Here is a 21723-nt window from a genome sequence, read left to right as displayed (position 1 = left end):
CGGCTAAGATTAATGCTGTAAAGCACTTGGAGTCTAGCTTGCAAAATTTTCCGAATGTCAGATTGTAGGAAACGGTCATGTTGTAACGGTTTACTACAATCTGACAATAAAAAAAAGATTTAATGGTAAGATTTCAGGCTGAGAAAGTTTATTTGTGCTGCTGTGTTAGGGCATAAAAAGTGGAACGATTGCCGGATTTAGGGTGTCTGATACAGGAAAGGAAGTCTAGAAACTTCAATATGACAAAATTGAAATTATGAATAAAATTTTTACCTGTGGGCGCTCGACCCAAATTCCGCTCCTAAGTTTGTCCTTAGCTGTGTTCGCCTGTCTGCCGCTTGGTCGTGCGACGATCGCCAGTCCGCTCTCTCCATCCCCCACACAGCCGTCGAACGCTACTAAAATTATCTCAGTCCGACCGCCAGCACTGCCAACCGGCTCAAACTCTCCAACAAATCCGGCAACTGTGGCGGCGAATCCATCCCCAGCAGAGACGATAAAGGCTCAGGGAACAGGGGCCGGGCGATCGCTCGAAATAGAAGAAATTCGCGGTACAGTCAGCTTTAAAGGGCGGCCAGCGGTTGTGGGCGATCGGCTACTCGCCCCCGGAGACGAAATCATCACCGGCCCCGATTCCACAGCCCGTTTAGGCATCGACAACAACATCGGCACCGTGGAAGTTGCCGAAAAAACAGCAGTCAGAATATCCAATTTGTCAAGCAGTACAGGCGGCGAAAAAGACACAGCGATTTTTGTCAGCAGGGGGCGAGTCAGATTGTCGATCGGCAAAACTGCTGCGACAACTCCCGCAGCCAACACCTCAACAATTATCCCGCCAAACCAAATAGCCGCCCTCAATACCTTCAGCGGACTCGGCAAATCCAGTCAAATTGCCCAACAAAAAAGTTCTGCCAAAACCGCCCCAGTCAGAGTTGAAACCCCAGAAGGCGTTGCTGGAGTTCGCGGCACCTCCTTTGGCGTCAGCGTCGGCGGGGGTAAAACCGCAGTCGAAACAATTGAAGGTGCAGTCGTAGTATCCGGCAACACCGACTCGGAAGTAGTTGTTAACGGCGGCAACGCCACGACTATTTTCCCTCAAACCTCGCCCGTGACCCCCTCAGCCAGCCCTCGCCTAGCTAAACTCACAGTCCGCAGTTTGGGGAGACTCAGCGGCAATATCTATCGCCTCAGCGGTCAAATTAACCCGATCGACACAGTTTATGTCCACAACGAAGCTATTAAGATCGATCGAAATGGCAACTTCAAAATCCAAGGAATTTTACCTCCCAGCCGCCGCCTCCAAATCGTAGTGCGAGGCCCGTCAGTCACCGAACGGCACTACAGCCTCGCCGTTCCCTAAACAACCTCTCTCAGAGCAAATTGCCGGGCCGAGCTCTGAGGACGTGAGTTAAATCGTAAGTCTTATTGGAGTTGATTATTTCCTGTAGGGGCGAAGCATTTCGCGGTGAAACTTCGTAAGCCCAGCCACGTCTAAATCTTAAAGTCAAGTTTAATGCAATTATTGTGAGGTGTCCCGCCCGCCTACAAATATAATTTAGATGCCCCACAGATTCGTCAAACTAAAGAAACTTGGCGTTAACCTTTCGCCATTACGGTATTGTAAAACTTCATGACTATACTAGGGGTTCCGGTTGCATCGAAATAATCAAATCGAGTCAACAGTTAACACTCAACCATTCACTTTTTAGATACCGAGTCAAGAGTCAACAGCCAATAGTCAACAGTTAACAATCAACAGGAGTGCAACCGGAATGGATATATAGCAATCCTCGCATCATTTATGAATTTATTACTCCCTCCCCTTGATAAGGGGAGGGTTGGGGTGGGGTAAAAAAAATTACTACTCATGGAGGATTGATATAACTCCTCTCGAAGGTCGGACTCAAATGTCAATGATTGCGTCAAATTAATTGCATGAAGTTCAAAGAATGGATCGATCATCTCAAACAAAATCAACTGCTCGGCCTGCGGCAATATATAGCCACAAACCCTCCCTGGCTCACAGGAGCAGCAGTAGGTATAATGTCTGTCACCATGCTGCAATTTGGAATGTGGAAACCCCTTGAATATTTGGGATACAAAACTCTCTTTCAAATTCGAGAATCGGGAATTTTGCCCAATCCTGGATGGGATGAGAGAATTGTGGTAATTGCGATCGAACCGCATTCCCTGCAAGAATACGGTCAATTTCCTTGGCCCCGCAACCGCTACGCCGAACTGCTAGAAGCACTGAAAAAATCTCCCCCTACAGCAGTTGGTTTTGACATTCTTTTCCTCGATCCAAGTCCGAAAGATGATATTTTAGCCGCTGCAATCGCCGCCAACGGCAAAGTTGTACTCCCTAGAACCCCCAAAGAAGAACCCGTAGCCTCTTTAAAAGCAGCCGCCGCAGGTGTCGGCCACATCAGCCAAGAAGCCGATAGCGACGGTATTACCCGCGAGTCAAAAATCTTTCTCAACGGGATTCCTAATTTCGGTTTAGCAATGACTCACAGGTACAATGCTGCTAATCCCCAAGATCCAGTATTGCTTCCACCTTCAAAAAATAAGCAGGAAAAAAAAGTTTGGATTAACTGGCCGGGGAAAACAGAAAATCTATCTACCTATGCTTTTGTTGATGTCGTAGAAGGTAGAATTCCCGCAGACGCTTTGACCAATAAGTTAGTTTTAGTGGGCATAGTTGCTACGGGTTTCGACCCCATATCTTCACCTCTCAACAAGACTACGGCTGGGGTTTATTTATATGCAGCATTGGTTGACAATGTGCTCAATCAACGCTTGCTGCAGCGGCTGCCGGTACTGGTAGAAATTTTGTTATTGTTGGGGATTGGCCCGCTTACCGCTTTGGTTCTGGGCCACCGAGGCGTTAAAGAGAGAATTGCGATCGCTCTGGGTTTGCCTATAATTTGGATTGTGGCTGCTGCTTTGCTATTTGGCTTCTTTTTTTGGTGGGTTCCCATTGCCGCACCCATCGGCACCCTCATTTTCTCTGGCACTGCTTTGCAACTGCGGGAACAGCACGAAAAGCAGCAGTTGATGAGGTTATTTGAAAAGCACGTCGATCCAGAGACTGCTCAGCTTATTTGGCAACGCAAAGCGGAGATATTTGAACAGGGAGAACTTGAACCTCAAGAACTTACAGCAACGGTGCTGTTTATGGATATTCGTAGTTTTACTTCAATTTCAGAAAAAATGCCGCCGCGGGATTTGCTCACCTGGTTGAACAATTATTTGGAAGCGATGACTAACTGTATTATGGATCACGGTGGCGTTGTAGATAAATACATCGGTGATGCAATTATGGCAGTTTTTGGGGTGCCTTTTTGCCATACCGAATATCGGCAAATTCAACAAGATGCTGTGAATGCAGTTGCGGCTTGTATTGCGATGCACGAACGGCTGCACCAACTTAACCAGCAGCTTAGAATTGAACGCAAACCTTTAATTAAGTTTGGCATCGGTTTGCATACCGGACAGTTAGTTGCTGGCAGCGTGGGCGGTTCCCGGCGCTTGAATTATTCTGTGATTGGCGATGCTGTTAACGTTGCTGCTAGATTGGAGGCGATGAATAAGGAAATTGTTTCTGACAGTCCTTTCAATTTATTGGTGACGGCGAGGACTTTTGCTTATGTGCGCGATCGCTACGAAGGCCAAAAAGTAGGCTCGATTCAATTGCGTGGCAAAAAAGAAGAGACTGTGGTTTATGCTATTTTGGGCGAAAAGCATTAGTTATTGGGCATTGGGCATTGGGCATTGGGCATTGGGCATTGGGCATTGGGCATTGATTCAGGACTGACGTATCAAAACCAAAGAAACCGGGTTTTTGGCAGTTTATGCCAGCATTCACGAAATATTCTCGCAAAAAACCTCGGTGGTTGAGCGAAGTCGAAACCCTGACCCCCGGTGCGTAATTCCTAATCTAATCAAAGACGCTCAGCCGCAGAGTTTTAGCTATTTTTTCTAACAGAAATAAGCCACCGATAGAATTTCCATCTTTATCCAGGGGCGGACTGTAAGATGCGATCGCACCTTGACCCGGAATTACCGAAAGCATTGCCCCGCTAACTCCCGACTTAGCCGGCAGTCCCACCCGCAGCGCAAAGCGGGCGGATGCTTCATATAAACCGCAAGTTGCCATCAGCGCTTTGACAGTACGGCAGTTTTCTCCCATTGCTCGATCGCCACTATTTACCAAAACCATCCCCAGCTTAGCTAAATCTTCCACCGTTCCCGACAAACAGCAGACGCAATTGTAGGTTTCTAAAGCAATTTCCAAGTTTTGAAGATAACCCGATTCTACCATTTTTAAGGCGAGATTCCAATTATTTTGATTCGGATTTGTCTTCACTGAATCGAGCATTAACTCGTCAACAAATAACTGACTGTTTGCCTGTTGATTTAACCAATCGAGCAAGTTTTGACAGCGCGACACAGCATTTTGACCGGGAATCACAGACGCTAGGGCGATCGCCCCGCTATTAATCATCGGATTTCTCGGCTTCCCTTGGTCTATTTCGAGTTGAGTTAAGGAATTGAAAGGCAGTTCCGAAGGCTCGCAGCCAACGCAGTCAAATAGTCTTTTTTCGCCCAATTCGCACAGCAAATAAAGCAGCACAAAGGGCTTAACTACACTCATCAGCGGAAATGTTTGAGCCATGCTACCCCAGCTCAAAATTTGACCGTCAATTGCCCTAATTTGCACAGCAAACCTTTGTCTGTCTGCTTGTGCAAGGAGAGGGATGTACGCGGGAATTTGACCGGATTTACTGCGATTTATTGCCTCTTTTGCCCAAGCTGCCAGTTGTTCCGGTTGCAAGGACGATAGTTTGCTGGTGGATATTTGCACTCTCGATTATTTTAAATTTTAGATTGGCATTCCTAGCACGATATTGTGCCATAAACCCGGTTTATTAACAGAATTTCGTCACTTGGGAACGCTGCGGCAAGAAACGGGGTTTCTTCGGGGATCTCAACCAAGCTCGAACTTCAGGCTATTGACGTTTCGGCCCGCCGGGACCCAATAAAGTTATTGACAAATTTTTCATAAAAAAACCTGTACTTTGCATAAAAACATTCCTTTCACCCGGATATATAAGTAGCAGCTTCAAGGCAAGGCTGCTATCTAAAACAAACCAGCACTAGCTGGAAATGCCTTCAGATGCTTAATATTTAAGCCCCAGCAAGGGGCGGGGTGCATATTTAACTTAATTCTTTCAGAGTTCGCCAAATCCTGTCCGGAAAACCCCCGAACCTTTAAGAATGTACTATCCAACCGGATTCACCAAAACCAGGATAAAAAAATGGCAGATGAAGCGAAAGCAGAAGCACCAAAGCCCGCTCCCATGATTTTTAAGGGTGTGTGCAAGGAGGGAGTTCTCAAAGGCAAAGAAATTGAAGGCAAACTAGATATCAAAGTCAACGTCGAATCTGTCACAACCCCAGAAGCACCGCCCAAAAAATCCGAGTGGGAGCCAGTTATCTTTTGGGTATTGTTTGCATTCATGGCAAACTTGATTGTCGGCGACCCCGCCGGAATGAGAAAAAAATACAGCTCCCCACAAAGGTCTTCTTCTCATCAGATTTTAAACCAATCTGGGGAGCAGTCGCTGTTGCCTAAGAAAAACACCAGCAACTTGCCACTTTAGGCTCTGGGAGCCTGCCAGCCGCGCAAATAGTAATAGAAAGACCCGAAATATTCATCGAATACTCGCGTCGTAGTTACCAAAGCTTCTGCACTGGGGAGAAAATCTCCCGCGTCTAAGCGGAGTCTACTGGATCTCCCTCCCGATGTGGGTTGAAAAGTGTAGAAGTCGGTAGCCCTAGGAATCACCTGGATTCCCATATTCGCAAAAGCGAGGCTGGCACGGCGCATCTGAATCGCAGATGTTACCAGGATTACTTTGCGCGGTGCGCCACGGCTGTCGAGTATCTTTCTCACTTCTTGGGCGCTGGTGCGTATGTTGCTGCCGTTATCGTCGAGCACGATACTGCTGCGCGGCACGCCCATGTTGTTTGCCAGCAAAGTCTCGATATCCTTAGCTTCGCCAACATAACCCTCCAACTCTGGTCTCGGGCCAGCGGTAACGATGACCATCGGTGCCACTTTTTGGCGGTACAAAACGGCAGCATAGGGCAGGCGATTGCCTGTATCTGTCAGTTGAATCGCTACTCGGTTGGGGATGTGGGGCTGAGTGGTTCCCTTGCCCAGGAGAACTATCGCCGCGGCAGTTTCATCGCAGCAAGCTGTGTGGACGGCTGCAGCGGCGTCCCGTTCTGCTTGTTCGGCGAACCAATAAGCGACAACTGGCATACTCGAAAGGATCAAAACTAGCAGTGCTGCCAGAATCATTCTCGGCGCCGGGTTGCGGATGCCCCCGTTCGTGATCAGCGCCGATGCAATCACCAGCAGCGTGATGGAAAAACCCAGTGGCTTAAAGAAGAAGGCTATGAGCCCGAAAATCGCTGCTCCGACCGGGGTGTCTGGTGCAAAAAAAGCTAGAATCAAAAGGCTGATCAGCAGCAAAACGCGCAGCCTATCTAATAAAGGATTGTCTTTGCCCCCTGATTGATCCCACCACGATTTGATCAGTGAGAACAGGAGGAATAGAAATAGAATGCGAGCTAACAGTTCTGGCATCTTGCAATATTCTGTGTCTTCATAAATTAGTACAGAAGTTTTGGAAACGAGCGCTAATTTAACTGCGGTAGGAAATACGGGCATCGGTGGGTTTTTAACTTTCGCGAATAACGCAGTCCCATCGCATTTATCCTAATGCTCGCTTCCGGTCAGCTATCAACTATTGGCTGCAGGGTGAAGCCCGCTACTTCCAGTCACAGATTGCTGACAGTTAATTGGTAATTGATAACTGGTAATGGTTGATTGATAATTGGTAATGAATCGAGCACGCCGCAGGTGAAATTGGCAATTTAAGTCTGCTTTCTGTCGCCTGCTTTTTTTTCCCATTACCTGTTACCGATTCACCAATCCCAATTTATCGACGCTTCAGTTGATTCCGAATTGCCTGCGTTACCGTTTGAATTACTTTAACACGAGCATAATACTTGTTATCGGCCGCAATTAGCGTCCAGGGAGCAGCCGGCGTGCTGGTGCGCTGAACCATTTGATTCACCGCCACTTCATAATAATTCCACTTTTGGCGATTTCGCCAATCTTCAGGAGTGAGTTTGTATTGTTTAAAGGGATTGTTTTGCCGCTCTGTAAACCGCTTTAGTTGCTCGTCAGGACTGATGTGCAGCCAGAATTTAACTAAGACACAACCGAAACTGGTGAGTTGCTCCTCAAATTCGTTGATTTCCTGATAAGCTCGGCGCCATTCGGGCTCGGTGGCAAATCCTTCGACTCGCTCGACCAGCACTCTACCATACCAACTACGATCGCAAATGCTGATTTTACCAGCCGTTGGCAGCCGTCGCCAGAACCGCCAGAGGTAGTGATGCGCTTTTTCTTCGTCTGTCGGGGCCCCAAAGGCATTAACGGTGTAACTGCGGGGGTCTAATATGTCCGTCAAGCGTTTGATTGCTCCTCCTTTACCGGCGGCGTCCCAACCTTCAAACATCACTAACACGGGGATTTCCTCTTCGTAGATGCTTTGTTGCAGTTTCCCAAAACGGGTTTGTTCCTCGCGAAGTTGCTGTTTGTACTCGTCGGGCGACAGCGATTGAGTTAAATCTACTTGGGCCAGCAAGTCGGGTTCGGTGGGTTGCAAGCTTTCTTGAGGTGGCAATTTCACGGGTGCTGATTGCATCGGCAGTCTGTCCAATGCTTCTGTAATTGTCGCTGCCATTTGGGTTAAAACTTTGACTCTCGCCCACCGCTGACAATCGCCTTCTACTAGCGTCCAAGGGGCGCGGCCCGTGCCGGTTTGGGCTACCATTTCTTCGGCAAAATTTGTGTATTCTTGGTATTTTTTGGCTTGTTTCCAATCTTCGGGCCGCACTCGCCAAGCTTGTAAGGTGTCGTCTTCTAGTTTTTTGAGCCGATGCTTGAGTTCTTTTTTGCTGAGGTGAATCCAAAATTTGGCAATTGCTGCGCCGTCATCTACCATCTGCCGCTCAAAGGCGTTGATTTGCCTGATGACTGTGGGTACTTGGGCGTCGGAGACTCGATCAAACAACCGATCTTCTAAAACATGAGTGTACCAACTGTGGTAGAAAAAACCAATTTTGCCGCGGGCGGGGAGTTTCTGCCAAAACCGCCATAGGAAAGGATAGCCCATTTCTGCATCTGACGGCGGCCAAATCGGGTGGACGGCAAACCCGCGCGGGTCCATGTACCCCACCATTTTTTTGACTAAAGCACCTTTGCCGGCGGCTGCCCAGCCTTCGAGGACGATGATTGCGGGCAATTTTTTTTCCCTGCAGGCCAGTTGGAGCGATCGCAACTGCTGCATTAAAATTTCTATCTTGGCATCATAGGTTTCTTTATCCAGGGAAATATCTAAATCGAGGTTGTCGAGCATATTTACCTCATATTAATCTGTAAAAAACAGTTTAACGTTAGTTTAACGTTTGGATAAAATTAAATCCTAAAGCCCGGAAAAAACGTTATAAAAACTACAGTTACGGCCGGTTAAAAGCGCGGTGCTTCTGCCGACTACAGGCTTCCGTTAATAGTAACAGAACTTCTCTTACATCAAACTTGCAAAAAAGAAACGTAGCGGTTATAGTTGAACTAGGCAACTTTTTAATAGGTTCAACTTCTCCCCTCCCCCAAAGCGGGCGAGTTAACAGGAGGAGCAACAAATCCCTGAAACAGGATTTATTGTAAGACAGAGCAAAAGTAAAAACCAACTACCCAGTGGGGGTGACAACTTCTTTACTTAGCTTCATCAAATTTATTTAAACAACAGTTAGTCAAGCACCAGCCTTGATAACTTTGAGGAGGCTGCTTGCGAACATTGGGCGCTCCTCCCGTCTGAGACTCACATACAAAACTAGCCCAAAAAGGCAAACCAATTTTTATGATTGCGCTATGAGATAAAACCTGAAAGCCTGGGTGATATAAACAGGTTTCTGAGTTTTATCGACACCATTCTCAAATACTAAAAACAGTTTAGGTGCGGGCACGGGTGCCCGCCCCACAAGAGTATTTATTTCTTGTGGAACAGGCCGAAAAGCCTGTTACTGACATTTGTGCAAAATGTCGGAATTACTGTACTTGTTTGCCAATACCAATTAAGAGGAACAGTCCGAAATTACGGATTGCAAGTTTTCTATGAATATCTTGACAACACGCTCCTACAAGGGCGAAACTGACTGGTGCGCGATCGCCAATTTGATCGATGCTTGCGAAGCAGTGGATAGACTCGGCGAAGAAGTCTCAGCAACTGAACTCAAGCTAATACTTGATGCCCCCAAACTCGACAAAGCCCGCGACGTGCAATTGTGGGAAGATGGTAATTACAAACTAATCGGTTTAGCACTCCTAGATATGCCAGATTCGCCAGAGGAAATAGACGCTTGTCTCTGGTTTTACGTGCATCCAAAGGTGCGCGGCGCAGGTTTGGAAAAAGATATCATTAAATGGGGCGAAAATCGGCTGCGCGAAGTCGCGAAAGAACGGACTTTGCCGGCAAAATTGCGTACCTACAGCCGGGAGGACCAAACCGATGAGATGCGGCTGTTAGAAAAACAGGGCTTTGAGGTCGATCGCTATTTTTGGACAATGGCCAGATCCCTCGCCGAACCGATTCCCGCGCCGGAATTCCCCGCAGATTTTGCACTGACACACGTATCGGGAGAACAAGACATCCAACCCTGGGTAGAGATGTTCAACCAGTCATTTATCGATCACTGGAATCACCACGATTTAACAGCAGAAACCGTGCGTTACTGGATGCAAGATCCGAATTATCAGCCGGAATTAGACTTGATTGCTGTTGCGGGCGATTCCCTACGGGATAGCTTCGCTTCACGTAAATTTGCAGCTTTCTGCGACTGTCAAATCAAACCCCAAAAAAACGCCCGCAGCGGTACTAAAGATGGTTGGATTGAATTGTTGGGTACGCGGCGCGATTTTCGGAAAATGGGTTTAGGAAAAGCAATGCTATTAGCTGGCTTGCATAAGTTGAAAGCAGCGGGTGCAAACACAGCTAAACTCAGCGTAGATGCTGACAGTTTGACGGGGGCGACAAAGCTTTACAAATCAGTGGGTTTCCGCCCGATGGAAACTTGGATCGAATGGGCTAAGACTGTGTAGAAAAAGGTTGGTACTGAAGGCGAGAATCCCGACTGCTTAAAGAAGCCGGGGTTCTCCAGTGCGATCGCCCTTTTGGATCGAATGGGCGATCGTACTTTTCCTTACTTTCCCTAAATCAACCGGAAATTAGCGGATGTAATCGAATTGGCACTCACTCCAATCATGAGACCTAACTCCTCTCCTGTCAAAACATTTTTGATGAGAGTTCCCTGAGTATTTTGAGTTATGGCTAACTGACCAAAACTCAAACCACCGCTTAATTCAATCAAATCTTGACCGACGGTAAAATCAGCGATTATATCAAATCCAATACCCGCTTTTAAGGCAAAGATATCATTGCCGCTACCGCCAATCAAACTATCATTCCCCAAGTCTCCGTAAAGGATATCATCACCTTTTCCCCCGAGGAGAGTATCATTATCTTCCCCTCCATAAAGAGTATCATTTCCTTCACATCCTCCCAGGATATCGGCTTGTTTGTTACCGCTAATTAAGTCATTACCTACACCGCCGCAGATAGTATCGGAACCTAACTGTCCAAATAGGTAGTCATCACCTTGACTACCAAGAATTATGTCGTCACCTTTGCCTCCATATAAAACGTCATTATCCTTACCACCATCGATGAAATCATCATCTTTATCACCAAGAATAATGTCATTACCTTCGCGGCCATGTAACAAGTCATTGCCTTTGCCTCCGAAGATTAAATCGTTGCCCAATTCGCCAAGCACGATGTCGTTTCCTTCATCTCCATAGAGGATGTCGTCACCTTTGCCTCCAGTGATGAAGTCGTTGCCTTGGTTGCCATTAAAGATGTCGTTGCTGGCTCCACCATATAAGTTGTCATTCCCGGATTTGCCATCGAATATATTGCCGTTGTTAGTGCCGAGAAATTCATCGTTTTGGGCAGTGCCTATTTGAATTCCCGATACACCAAGTATGGTGTTTTCAACCGAGTTAGGTTGGTTTAAATTGGGATAGGCAATGTCATCGCAGATGCAGTCGTCATTGGGGATGTTATTAGTTATTGGTGTCGGTGTTCCCGTTGGTGTCGGTGTTCCCGTTGGTGTCGGTGTTCCCGTTGGTGTCGGTGTTACCGATGGTGTCGGTGTTCCCGTTGGTGTCGGTGTTCCCGATGGCGTAGGTGTTCCTGTTGGTGTCGGTGTTACCGATGGCGTAGGTGTTCCCGTTGGTGTCGGTGTTGCTGTGGAATTACTAAAGAGAATGATGTCGCTGGGTGAGAGAGAATTGGCTTTGATAGAGATAGTTTGACCATTCCCTAAGTTTAAGACTAAACCGTTCGGGGTAGATTGTAATGCTGCGAGCACTTGTTCCGGTGAGGTGAAACCGAAGGCGACATCAAGTTGTAATTTATCTTCTCCAGGGGTGAAGTCTAAAATCTGGTTTTGTCCACCGAAAGTACCAGTTCCGGGACTAAAGATGAAGGTGTCATTGCCAACTCCTCCGGTGAGGGTGTTGTTGCCAACTCCGCCATTGAGGGTGTCATTGCCAGCGCCACCATCAAGGATGTCATCACCACCGCCACCGCTGAGATTGTCTGGGTTGCCCGTACCTGTGAAGTTGTCGTTAAAGGGACTGCCAATGATAGTGATGGGTTGAGTGAGGTTGCTGAAGTTTTGGGTAACGCTGTTGGGAGAGGAGGCATAGTCGTAGAAGTTGGTGGGTGTTGGCGTTACCGATGGCGTTCCCGATGGAGTTGGTGTTCCCGATGGAGTTGGCGTTCCCGATGGCGTGGGAGTTCCCGATGGAGTTGGCGTTCCCGATGGCGTGGGAGTTCCCGATGGAGTGGGTGTTTCCGATGGAGTTGGTGTTCCCGATGGAGTTGGCGTTCCCGATGGCGTGGGAGTTTCCGATGGCGTGGGAGTGCCCGATGGAGTTGGCGTTCCCGATGGCGTGGGAGTTTCCGATGGAGTGGGTGTTTCCGATGGCGTGGGAGTGCCCGATGGAGTTGGTGTTCCCGATGGCGTGGGAGTTCCCGATGGAGTTGGTGTTTCCGATGGCGTGGGAGTTCCCGATGGAGTTGGCGTTCCCGATGACGTGGGAGTGCCCGATGGAGTGGGTGTTTCCGATGGCGTGGGAGTGCCCGTTGGAGTGGGCGTTCCCGATGGAGTTGGTGTTCCCGATGGCGTGGGAGTGCCCGATGGAGTTGGCGTTCCCGATGGCGTGGGAGTTTCCGATGGAGTTGGTGTTCCCGATGGCGTGGGAGTGCCCGTTGGAGTGGGCGTTCCCGATGGAGTTGGTGTTGGCGTTACCGATGGTGTTCCCGATGGCGTGGGTGTTCCCGATGGAGTGGGTGTTTCCGATGGCGTGGGAGTGTCCGTTGGAGTGGGCGTTCCCGATGGCGTGGGAGTGCCCGTTGGAGTGGGCGTTCCCGATGGAGTTGGTGTTCCCGATGGAGTGGGAGTTTCCGATGGAGTCGGTGTTCCCGATGGCGCAGGGGCCGGTGCAGGTGTTCCCGATGGCGCAGGGGCCGGTGCAGGTGCGGGGGCCGGTGCCGGTGCGGGGGCCGGTGCAGGTGCGGGGGCCGGTGGAGGTGCGGGTGCCGGTGCCGGTGCCGGTGCCGGTGCGGGCGCGGGTGCCGGTGCGGGCGCGGGTGCCGGTGCCGGTGTGGGTGCAGGTGCGGGCGCGGGTGCAGGGGCCGGTGCGGGTGCAGGGGCCGGTGCGGGGGCCGCAACATTAACGTTAAAAGTCCCTAAACTACCAGCAACAGCAAGATTGCCAAGTCCATCTTTAACCTGACTTGCTTGCAAGTTAATACTGTAAGTTCCATTGTCAGTATCATCCCAACTTCCGCCGGGAGGAGTAAACGAATAAGTTGCTGTCCGAGGTGTACCATTACTATTAGTATCGACACTGACAAAAGTAGCAGGAATAGCACCGCCCGACCAATTTATCAAAACATCAGAACTATCCAAACTTGAAACATCGACAGCATTATTATCACTGAAAGTAACTGTCAATGTTTGACTTGTTCCTCCGGCTGTCGTAATCTCAGCAACAGCATTTAAACTAGCAGTTGGCGGAGTCTTGTCAATCTCATAAACTTGTCCCGTTAAGTTACCATTGCCAGCAGTTGCACCGCCTAATGGCACTCCCAAGCTATTTTTGATGCTGTCATCATCCACTAAATTTAACCCGATTGAACCGCTGTCCGTACCTGTGTTAACTTGCAGTTGGTAAGTCTTAGCATCAACAGCAGTTAAAGTACCAATAGCTGCACCAGTTACACCAGTGGGGACTAAAGTAAAGTCAGAAGCATCAACGCCTGTAACATCTTCAGAGAATTTAATCTCGTAGGTAGCAGTAGCCGCAGCAGTGGGAGATGTGGCAACGCGGTTGATGGATGTAACTGTGGGGAAGGTGTTGTTATAAACAACGGTATTGTCTGTACTTGTACTGGCAGTATTGTTATTGCCTGCTGTATCGGTAACGCCGTTAGCTTTGATGCTAGCAATAACATTACCTCCCCCTGTCATGCCGTTGACTTCGACGTTGTAAACGGGGCCGCTACCTGTGATAGTTGGTGTTAATGTTCCTGTTGCTGTACTTGCAGTTAAGTCAATATCGCTGGCATCGAAACCTGTGATGGGTTCGCTAAAGGTGACGGTAAAGTTGATAGGTGAAGTTGCGGTTGGGTCGGTTTGTGTTGTTGCTTGATTGATAGTAACAGTGGGGACAACACCATCAACTAATACATCTGTTGTTGCACTGACTCCATTTAAAGTCAGGGTGGCATTGTTATTAGTAGCATCTTGAATCGTCGCGTCGCCTGTGAGTGCTAAGTTAGCACCTACAGTGATGCCATTGCTGTCAAGGTTGCCTGATGCTACGGTGTAACGGAAAGTTTGGGTAGCGGATGACGCACCGGTGCCCGTGAGGGTGGCATTGACAGTACCTCCAGTATCGAGAGTGATGGGGAGGTTGGCGCTACCAGTACCGGGGGTGATGGTGACCGGTTCGCTAAATGTTGCCGTGAAGTCGAGGTTTCCGCCAATGCCGTAAGTATTATTGGCGGGTACGGTGACGCTGGTAATGGTAGGGATGCCGTCGAGGGTTTGGATGACGCCTGCGGTAGGAGTGCCCGTGACATTACCGGAGGCGAAGGTGAAGTTAGCGAGGGTAGGTGCGCCGATATTGATGGTTTTGCCTTCGGTGGCACCTGTGGCAATGTCAGAAGTTAGGAATAAGTAGCCTGTGGTGCCGGTGTTGATGGTTTGGGTGAGCCCGGTAAAGTTCAGGACACTGCCGGAGGCAACTGGGGTTTGGGTGCCGAGGGTGGTATCTCCCGCATCTAAAACGTTGTCGGTGGAGTAAATGAGTTTGAAGCCAGCGATGTCTGCGGGGGTGTAAGTGCCGCTGGGAGTGAGGGTAACGCCTGTGAGTTGCGCGTTAAAGGTGGAAACGGCTAAGTCAATTTCGTAGAGTTTTTTGTTGGTTGTGCCTGCTAGTAGGGTAGTAGGAGTGACGGCGGGAGTGGTGACAGCGATATCTGGTGTGGGTGGGCCGGCAATAGTCCCGTAAACGTCGTTATTATCCTGGTTGGTGCCGACACCACTGGTGGGGGTGTTACCAGTGGGAGTGCCAGCTTGGTTGGCAGCGGTGTTGCCGGTGAAGGTGGCTGCTGATGAGGTGACAGTGGGTAGCGCAGTTGGCATCCCCTGGTTGTTGCCATTGCTATTGGTGAGGGACTGCATGGCAAATATTGCCCCACCTTTGCCTTGACCAGGGTTGCCAGCCGTGCCGCCTGTAGCAGTGTTGCCAGTAAATGTGGTGCTGTCAAGGATAAGAGTACCTTGACGGATGAATACTGCACCCCCCATGCCCGCGCCACTGCCGTTGCCGCCGTTGCCGCCGCCGAAGCCGCCGCCGCCGCCGCCGCCGAAGCCGAAGCTGCTGCCGCCGCCGCCGCCGCCGCCGAAGCCGCCACGACCGCCGCCGCCTAAGCCGAAGCTGCTGCCGCCGCCGCCGATGCCGAAGCCGCCGCCGCCGCCGAAGCCGCCGTAGCCGCCGATGCCGTTGCCGCCGCGGCCACCGGTGCCGTTGCCGCCACGGCCGCCGCCGCCGTTGCCGCCGAAGCCGCCGTTGCCTCCGAAGCCGTTGCCGCCGTTGCCGCCGGTGCCGTTGCCGCCGGTGCCGTTGCCGCCGTTGCCGCCGAAGCCGCCGTTGCCACCGGTGCCACTGGTGCCACTGGTGCCACTGGTGCCAGTCTGGTTGGCACCATTATTAGCCGGATTGAGAGGCACAAAATTAGCACTGCCACCCGTGTTACTAACCCCAGCATTTCCGCCAATGGCAGAGTTATTAGAAAAGGTGACAGAATTCAGGCTGACTGTGCCGTCATAAACAAACAAGCCACCCCCCATGCCTGCACCTCCACCACTACCATTTCCGCCCTGGGCGCGACCCCCGCTAATCGTCATGTTGGTGAAACTGACGGTTCCAGACTTCACAAAGAAGGGGCGAACGTCACCCGTATCATTGCTGCTATTGCTATTGGCATCTCCGCTGACGGTGAAACCGCCACCAATAAAAGCAATATTGCTGTCGATTAGCTGATTCGGAGTTTTTGTAAACGTGACATTTGTTTGGAGGGTAATCGTGTCATCCCCTGCTGTGGCATTCGCATCAAAAATTGCTTTGCTCAATGTGCCTTCTACAGTGCCGGTGCCATCATCGGTTGCCACTGTGACATCAAAGTTAGCCAGTGTATAGTCATAATCTTCCATCGCCTCTTGATTAAAGGGCACGGCGGCTTCTATCTGGCCGGTTGCTATTTCTAAATCCCAGTCGCCACCTTTAGCTGCATTTCCCGTCAAGTCGTTAGAGGCTGCGACATCTGCACCTGTGATTTCACTCAATCGCTTGACAAAATTATTGCCAATTTCTCCGGCGGCTGCATTGCATCCATAAAGTAAGATATCTCCCTTCTCGGTCAGGGCATTTCCCCACTGTTTTATCTGAGTAGTGAAAGTTTCTAGGTCATTCCCATTGAGTACGTCTGCACCGAGTTTTAAACTGCCTTGGTTGCCGTGAGAAACTACATGAACAGCTTCAATGCCACTTTCACTAGCCAGTGCTTGGGTAATTTGTTCAATGCCACTACGCTTGTCATCTAAAATGACTATTTTGGCGTTAGCATCTGCGCCCTCTATCAATTTTTGATAATTCTGTACAGAAGAGTCAACGAAAATAATTTGCTTGTTCGCGGTTGATAAGTTCATAATTGCTGCAATCCTGTTGTCTGTCGTTTACATTTAAGTCCGGCAGGGGTTGAAACCCCCGCCTCAAAGCTTAATCTCAAATCCGCTGGCATTGGAATTGATATTACCCACAGTCAGGAAACGGCATTGCCGTGTCCCTACAATTAATCGGGCGATGGTTACATCCGAACGAGGACTAAGGATTATTTTGGGGTAGGGACACGGCATTGCCGTGTCCTCCGTTGCTAAGTCCGCCGTTGCTAAGGTTTTACGGTTTATTGAGCTTTCGCTACAATCGCACTAGCACGACTATTTGTTGAATCTGTCCAAAAAGATAAGCCATCAAATCGCTCAAACAAGTCGGGGGGTAAAATTGTTTTTCTCGGTTTAAACTCGACTTGAACACGCACTTGATGTAACCCTTGTGTTTTCAGCTTATTATCAAATTCTGGCTCTTGATATTGAACATTCTCGAAATCATGCTCAAAAGGCTCTTCTCCAAGAAATTGATAAATCAGCGACATTGTTTTAGCCGGCTTTATGGTTAATAGGTCGTAATCTACGAGTAAAATAGATGCACTCTGTTCGCTATAAAATGCTTCTTTGAGAGCGTTATAAGCATAACCAACTAAACGCGAACCTTGGCTTAATGCCTCCGTGCGGCTGTATACTGTAGCCCGTTCCGCTGGATTATTAAATAACCTGGAAACATCAAAGGCATTGCGCCGAATCAGCAGCTCAATGCTGTCCATAATCCAAGCGATGTTTCTGACACAGCAGATAACTTTAGCTTCGGGAAATAGTTCCACAATTAATGGCAATTTGCTGCACCACAGGCGATTGGTGTCGAAGATCACTTCTTTTTCAGCTTGCGGGTGGTAATAGGCCCAAAAGATGCTCATAATGAGTGCCCGTTTTTGTTCGGGGGAAATAAATACGGAAAACTCATTATCTTCGCTCATGGCTTCCAACATTCGCTCAACTAAACCCCCGACGGGGCTAGTCATAGCAGCGTGAAAGCGGGGATTTTGTCGTAGTAGTGCAGCCAGTAAAGTAGAGCCTGATCGGGGTAGTCCTGATATGAAGTGGGCTTTCACTGACCTCGCGTGGGAATGGGTTTATATAACTTAGATGCAATCAAAATGTATCATACTAAAGACATATCTTTTCTAGCATATTTTTATTTAACATTTCGCAACACAACATCCAGGTTTACGATATCTTTACAATCTAGACATCGTGGGTTGGCTTTCTCTATCTCTATCATTGCTTCGGGCTTCTGCCTGTGTAAAGTCGGAAAAGTCGGATCGTAAAGTCGGAAAAGTCGGATCTTTGGCATGAGGACATAACTTAGACATCCCTCAGAGGCTGTGGGTATAAGGGTATATTTTTTAACATAATTTTATTTGCCCTGTTTGCCAGACAGCATTAAGGTGGACGATATTTTTACAATCTAGACATCGCCATTGTTAATTACTCTGGAATTTTTAACCGCAGATGGTGGCGGATATAGGCTGATGGACGCCGATGAATTTAGTTTAGTCTTCGACGCACGGGTGGCCAGAAACCGGGTTTTTGCGAGATACTTCGTTACAGTTGGCAAAAATGGCAAAAAACCCGGTTTCTTTGGTTTTTGAAGCGCAGATGGTGGCGGATGTACGCTGATGGACGCAGATTAAGATACAGTTTGTTTAGTCACTTCGACATAAATATGTTCTAATCGCACCGGATACCGAGCGATTGAATCAATAGAAATCCCGTCGAACAGCCAAATAATCTCTTTTAATTCTAAACGTTCCGGCAGCCAAAAAGCTAAATCGCTACCGTAGCGGCGGGGAATGAAACTGTATTTTTTAGCGCGGGCGATGACTTCAGCTTCTTCGTCGGTTTTTACCACGATAATTTCTTGAGCCGGAATCAGTTTTTGCAACTCTTCTAAACTACCTTCAGCTACAATACTGCCATTTTTCAGAATCCCGATTTTCTGACAAAGACGCTCAGCTTCATCCAACAAATGAGTTGTCAGCAGAATTGTAATTCCTTCCGATTGCAATCGCTGAATTAACTCCCAAATTTCATAGCGGGCCTCAATATCTAAACCTGTTGTCGGCTCATCTAAAATTACTAATTTAGGCTGGTGTACCAAAGCCACCGCAATATTCAAACGGCGCTGCATTCCTCCGCTCAAAGTTTCTACTGGGCTTGTAGCTCTATCTGTCAAATTTACTGCTTTCAAACAGTGTCTTACTTGATAGCGGCGCTGTTTGCGCTCTAAGCCGTAAATTTGAGCAAAAAAGTTGAGGTTTTCTTCGCAGCTAAGGCTTTTGTAAAGCAAATTTTCTTGGGGCGCTACACCTATTAATAATTTAGTAGCTTCAGAAACAGGTTCGCCATTAATAGAAACTTGACCGCTGTCGGCATTTAACAAATTACATAAAATATTGATAGTTGTAGTTTTGCCCGCCCCGTTTGGCCCGAGCAAACCGTAAATTTCTCCAGATTGGATGTGCAGTGTTAAATCTTTAAGCACTGAGCGCTCGCCATAGGACTTATTTAGCTTTTCTATTTGCAGCACTGCTTTAATTCTCCGTATTATTTTATATATTTACGGTTGTTTCTGAACGATTAAACCGCAGAGAGCGCAGAGGGCGCAGAGGAAGAGAAGAGAGAGATGAATAATTACGACATAATGAGATAGTTTTAAAGTCTTCTTTCTACTCTCAGCATCCTGCGGTAAGAAAGCCATCCACCTGCAATCATGGCAATAGAAAATATGAATAAATACCAAAAGTGTTCTGCAATATCAGCCAAATCTTTGCCGTCAGCCCACACGCCCATCAGCGCTTCGTTCATGTGATAAATTGGATTGTACTGGGCGAGTTCCAGCAGACTTTGGGGAAACAGCGAAGTCGGCAAAAATGCGCCTCCTAAAATCAACAAGGGGACGCCGAAAGCTGCTACTAGGGAGTTGACATCTTCAGTGCGCCTCGCAAACTGGGTGCCGAGAATAAAGCCTACACCTACATAAGATACAATACTGAGCAGAATAATCGCACATCCTAGCAGAAGAGAGCCTTGGAATTGTGCTCCTAAAAAAGAGGCGATCGTGTATACTAAAATTACCTGACCGATGCCGATGCAACTGTGAGCCAGGAAAATTCCTAAAAAGTAGGAAGTGCCGCTCAGCGGGGAAATAAACAAGCGTTTGAGGGTATGCTGTTCTCGCTCGGCTACTACTGTTGCTACGCTACCGCCGAGACAGCTAAAAAATAAAGCCGCTCCTACTAAGCTTGCAGGTGCAGCAACTTCAAAGGCTTTGGCTGTGCTGAGATTAGCGCGTTCTTTTAAAATTAAACCGTTAATTAGCAAGATAGAAACTGGAAAAATACTCCACAAGACTAAGCTGCGCCGCCGCCTCCCCAATTCAATTAAAATTCGCTGTGCTACTGCGAGCGTTTCGTACCAGTATTTCATAGCAAATATATTAGTATTGTTAGAATGGGGAATTGGCGATCGCGCCACCGCATATCATACCATAGAGGTGCCAATAAGTTGAACTCTCAATAAAAAACCCGCCGGCGCGGGTTTTGTGATTTTAGGGGGATAGGTTTTAACACCAGTAAAAAAAAGCATGGAACTGTAACAAGTTCCAAACCCATATCTAATCAGTTATTCCCTATCGAAAATCGAAAATCGTATAATTTGTCGCCTCTGTCGCTACTCTCAATTAATACTAAAGTTCTTACCTCTGTAGCATCCTTGAAAGGAAGTTAAACTGGTGCGGTTTCCCTGTTCCAATTTAGTCACGAGGGAAGAAGTATTGGTACTTCCAGCGGTAGCATCCCACTTGTAGATAAAGTCGCCGAGAGAATCTCCGGTTTCTTCGTAGCTGTGCTCTTCAATTGGAATTCCCGAAACTCCTGAAACAGTTTGGTTGTGGTATCCGTTAACGATGATTTTTTCGATAACTGCGCCCGGTTCTGCGGTAATGTTCCATTGCACCGGTTCGTAGGCTGAAAGTGCCAGAATTATTGGCTTGTTTCGGCGTTCCACCTTGACTTCGATCGCACTTTTTGATAAATCTCGCTTCTTGTGATCCGCATTGGCTTCGTAAACGCCTATTAAATGAAGTTCTTTGTTTCCGCTTGAGGAACCGATATAAGCTGAAAAATCGTCGGAACCGCCCAGCCCGCAGTTGGCGCCAGAACTAATTGGGGAAATAAAAGCAGCTTTTTCGGCTAGTTTCTGCTGCACAGTTGGCACTACCCACAATCCGGTTCCGATGCCTAAAGCACCTATTAAAGCGGCCGCGATACCGAAAGGAAGGGCATTTGTGAGGTGGCGAACAACTGGTTTGGCTGTTAGTTGAGATAGGGTTTGCTGCCAAGTTTCACCAGTTTGTCGATCGGCATTCCCGCCATCGAGACAGGCCAATAAACCTAAACTTTCCGGCTGTTCGAGCAGACTTTGAACTGTTTTCCCTTCGCCGACGTAGAGATTTCTAGTTTCCGTGTCTAAAAGCAGCCAGTAGCGATCGCCCTCCCCGAGGTTGTACTCTTGTAGCGCAGGATCGACTAAATCGTGCTGCAAAAACACCAGCCAAGCCATATTATTGCCAGTGCCGACTGTTTTGCCGTCGCTGGAAATAAGTTGGTCGATGTCGGGTTCCCAGCGCCAAGCTACCCAGCGACTATCTCCTCGATAGCCGAGGGATTTTTCCAGTTGCGGATGAGCGGTTATTTCTAAGCGTTGAACTAAGTTTGACACTAGATGTCCTCCTCAAGTGCGTTAGCGAAGCCCGCCCCTACGGGGGCTACGCCAACGCAGAGGATCGGGTCTAGAGCAATTTTGTTCCAATTTATTAAAACAAATATTTTGCTCATGAAGAGCCTCCGAATAATCGGGTTAATTTTATCTAGCTAATGTTATCAGCCGATACTTTCCAAACCACACTGGCTTAACAAAAATATGCCTGTTGAATGGTTTAGCTTGAGAACTTGGAGCTGGCGAGCACCCGGCTGGGAATAATTTTAACCTGTGCTGATAACTAATCCTGTTACGGATTAAAGCTAGCTATTTCTCACTGCTTCAACCTGGTTGTCCAGTTTTGAAAGAGTGCTTGGCTAATAGCGTCTACAAGTTCTTAGCTTAACTTTTATTTGGCTACTCTGCTACAAAATATGCCGATCGCACCTGACATCAATATTATGCAGGCAAATAAATATTCCGGCTTTCTCGCGGGTGAACAATCCCTAAAAA

General features: G+C 48.2%; 12 protein-coding genes. 4 read left to right on the top strand and 8 right to left on the bottom strand.

Annotated elements, in window-relative coordinates:
• The first annotated feature begins 256 nt into the window (after window positions 1–256).
• Both QUB77_RS13345 and QUB77_RS13340 read left to right on the top strand, forming a co-directional pair.
• Window positions 257–1360, top strand: coding sequence for a FecR domain-containing protein (locus QUB77_RS13345; RefSeq protein WP_333173485.1), 1104 nt, complete (start codon window positions 257–259; stop codon window positions 1358–1360).
• A 575-nt stretch (window positions 1361–1935) separates the two neighbouring features.
• Window positions 1936–3750: an adenylate/guanylate cyclase domain-containing protein gene (locus QUB77_RS13340; protein WP_333173482.1), complete on the top strand. Its 1815-nt coding sequence runs from the start codon at window positions 1936–1938 to the stop codon at window positions 3748–3750.
• A 190-nt stretch (window positions 3751–3940) separates the two neighbouring features.
• Here the strand turns inward: QUB77_RS13340 and glsA are convergent, their stop codons facing one another.
• On the bottom strand, window positions 3941–4867 hold the full coding sequence (glsA, locus tag QUB77_RS13335; protein WP_333173480.1) for a glutaminase A: 927 nt from the start codon (window positions 4865–4867) through the stop codon (window positions 3941–3943).
• 454 nt (window positions 4868–5321) lie between these two features.
• Between glsA and QUB77_RS13330 the strand changes: the two genes are divergently transcribed.
• Entirely contained in the window at window positions 5322–5666 is a 345-nt protein-coding gene (locus QUB77_RS13330) for a hypothetical protein (RefSeq protein WP_333173477.1), read from the top strand.
• Here QUB77_RS13330 and QUB77_RS13325 read toward each other — a convergent pair.
• Together QUB77_RS13325 and pap are read right to left on the bottom strand one after the other, a co-directional pair.
• A complete protein-coding gene (locus tag QUB77_RS13325) occupies window positions 5663–6742 on the bottom strand; it encodes a YdcF family protein (RefSeq protein WP_333173474.1) in 1080 nt (359 codons plus the stop codon). The genes QUB77_RS13330 and QUB77_RS13325 overlap by 4 nt on opposite strands.
• Window positions 6743–7013: 271 nt before the next feature.
• A complete protein-coding gene (gene pap, locus QUB77_RS13320) occupies window positions 7014–8501 on the bottom strand; it encodes a polyphosphate:AMP phosphotransferase (RefSeq protein WP_333173471.1) in 1488 nt (495 codons plus the stop codon).
• 755 nt (window positions 8502–9256) lie between these two features.
• On the opposite strand from pap, the gene QUB77_RS13315 reads away from it, so the two are divergent.
• On the top strand, window positions 9257–10240 hold the full coding sequence (locus QUB77_RS13315; protein ID WP_333173469.1) for a GNAT family N-acetyltransferase: 984 nt from the start codon (window positions 9257–9259) through the stop codon (window positions 10238–10240).
• A gap of 110 nt (window positions 10241–10350) precedes the next feature.
• On the opposite strand, the gene QUB77_RS13310 is transcribed toward QUB77_RS13315, so the two are convergent.
• The 5 genes from QUB77_RS13310 to QUB77_RS13290 all read right to left on the bottom strand — a co-directional run bounded on the left by QUB77_RS13310 (window position 10351) and on the right by QUB77_RS13290 (window position 21231).
• A complete protein-coding gene (locus QUB77_RS13310; RefSeq protein ID WP_333173467.1) occupies window positions 10351–16485 on the bottom strand; it encodes a DUF4347 domain-containing protein in 6135 nt (2044 codons plus the stop codon).
• A 254-nt stretch (window positions 16486–16739) separates the two neighbouring features.
• Window positions 16740–17561 (bottom strand): sulfotransferase, encoded by an 822-nt coding sequence (locus QUB77_RS13305; protein WP_333173466.1) that lies wholly within the window; start codon window positions 17559–17561, stop codon window positions 16740–16742.
• Between the two features lie 578 nt (window positions 17562–18139).
• Window positions 18140–19039, bottom strand: coding sequence for an ABC transporter ATP-binding protein (locus QUB77_RS13300; RefSeq protein WP_333173463.1), 900 nt, complete (start codon window positions 19037–19039; stop codon window positions 18140–18142).
• 125 nt (window positions 19040–19164) lie between these two features.
• Window positions 19165–19938 carry an ABC transporter permease gene (locus QUB77_RS13295; protein WP_333173461.1) on the bottom strand — a complete coding sequence of 258 codons (774 nt, stop codon included), beginning with the start codon at window positions 19936–19938 and terminating at the stop codon, window positions 19165–19167.
• A gap of 249 nt (window positions 19939–20187) precedes the next feature.
• Entirely contained in the window at window positions 20188–21231 is a 1044-nt protein-coding gene (locus QUB77_RS13290) for a hypothetical protein (RefSeq protein ID WP_333173458.1), read from the bottom strand.
• Between the last annotated feature and the right edge of the window lie 492 nt (window positions 21232–21723).

It is taken from the genome of Microcoleus sp. AT9b-C3, assembly GCF_036705485.1.
Lineage (GTDB): Bacteria > Cyanobacteriota > Cyanobacteriia > Cyanobacteriales > Microcoleaceae > Microcoleus.
This window is presented reverse-complemented; position numbering and strand designations above follow the sequence as displayed.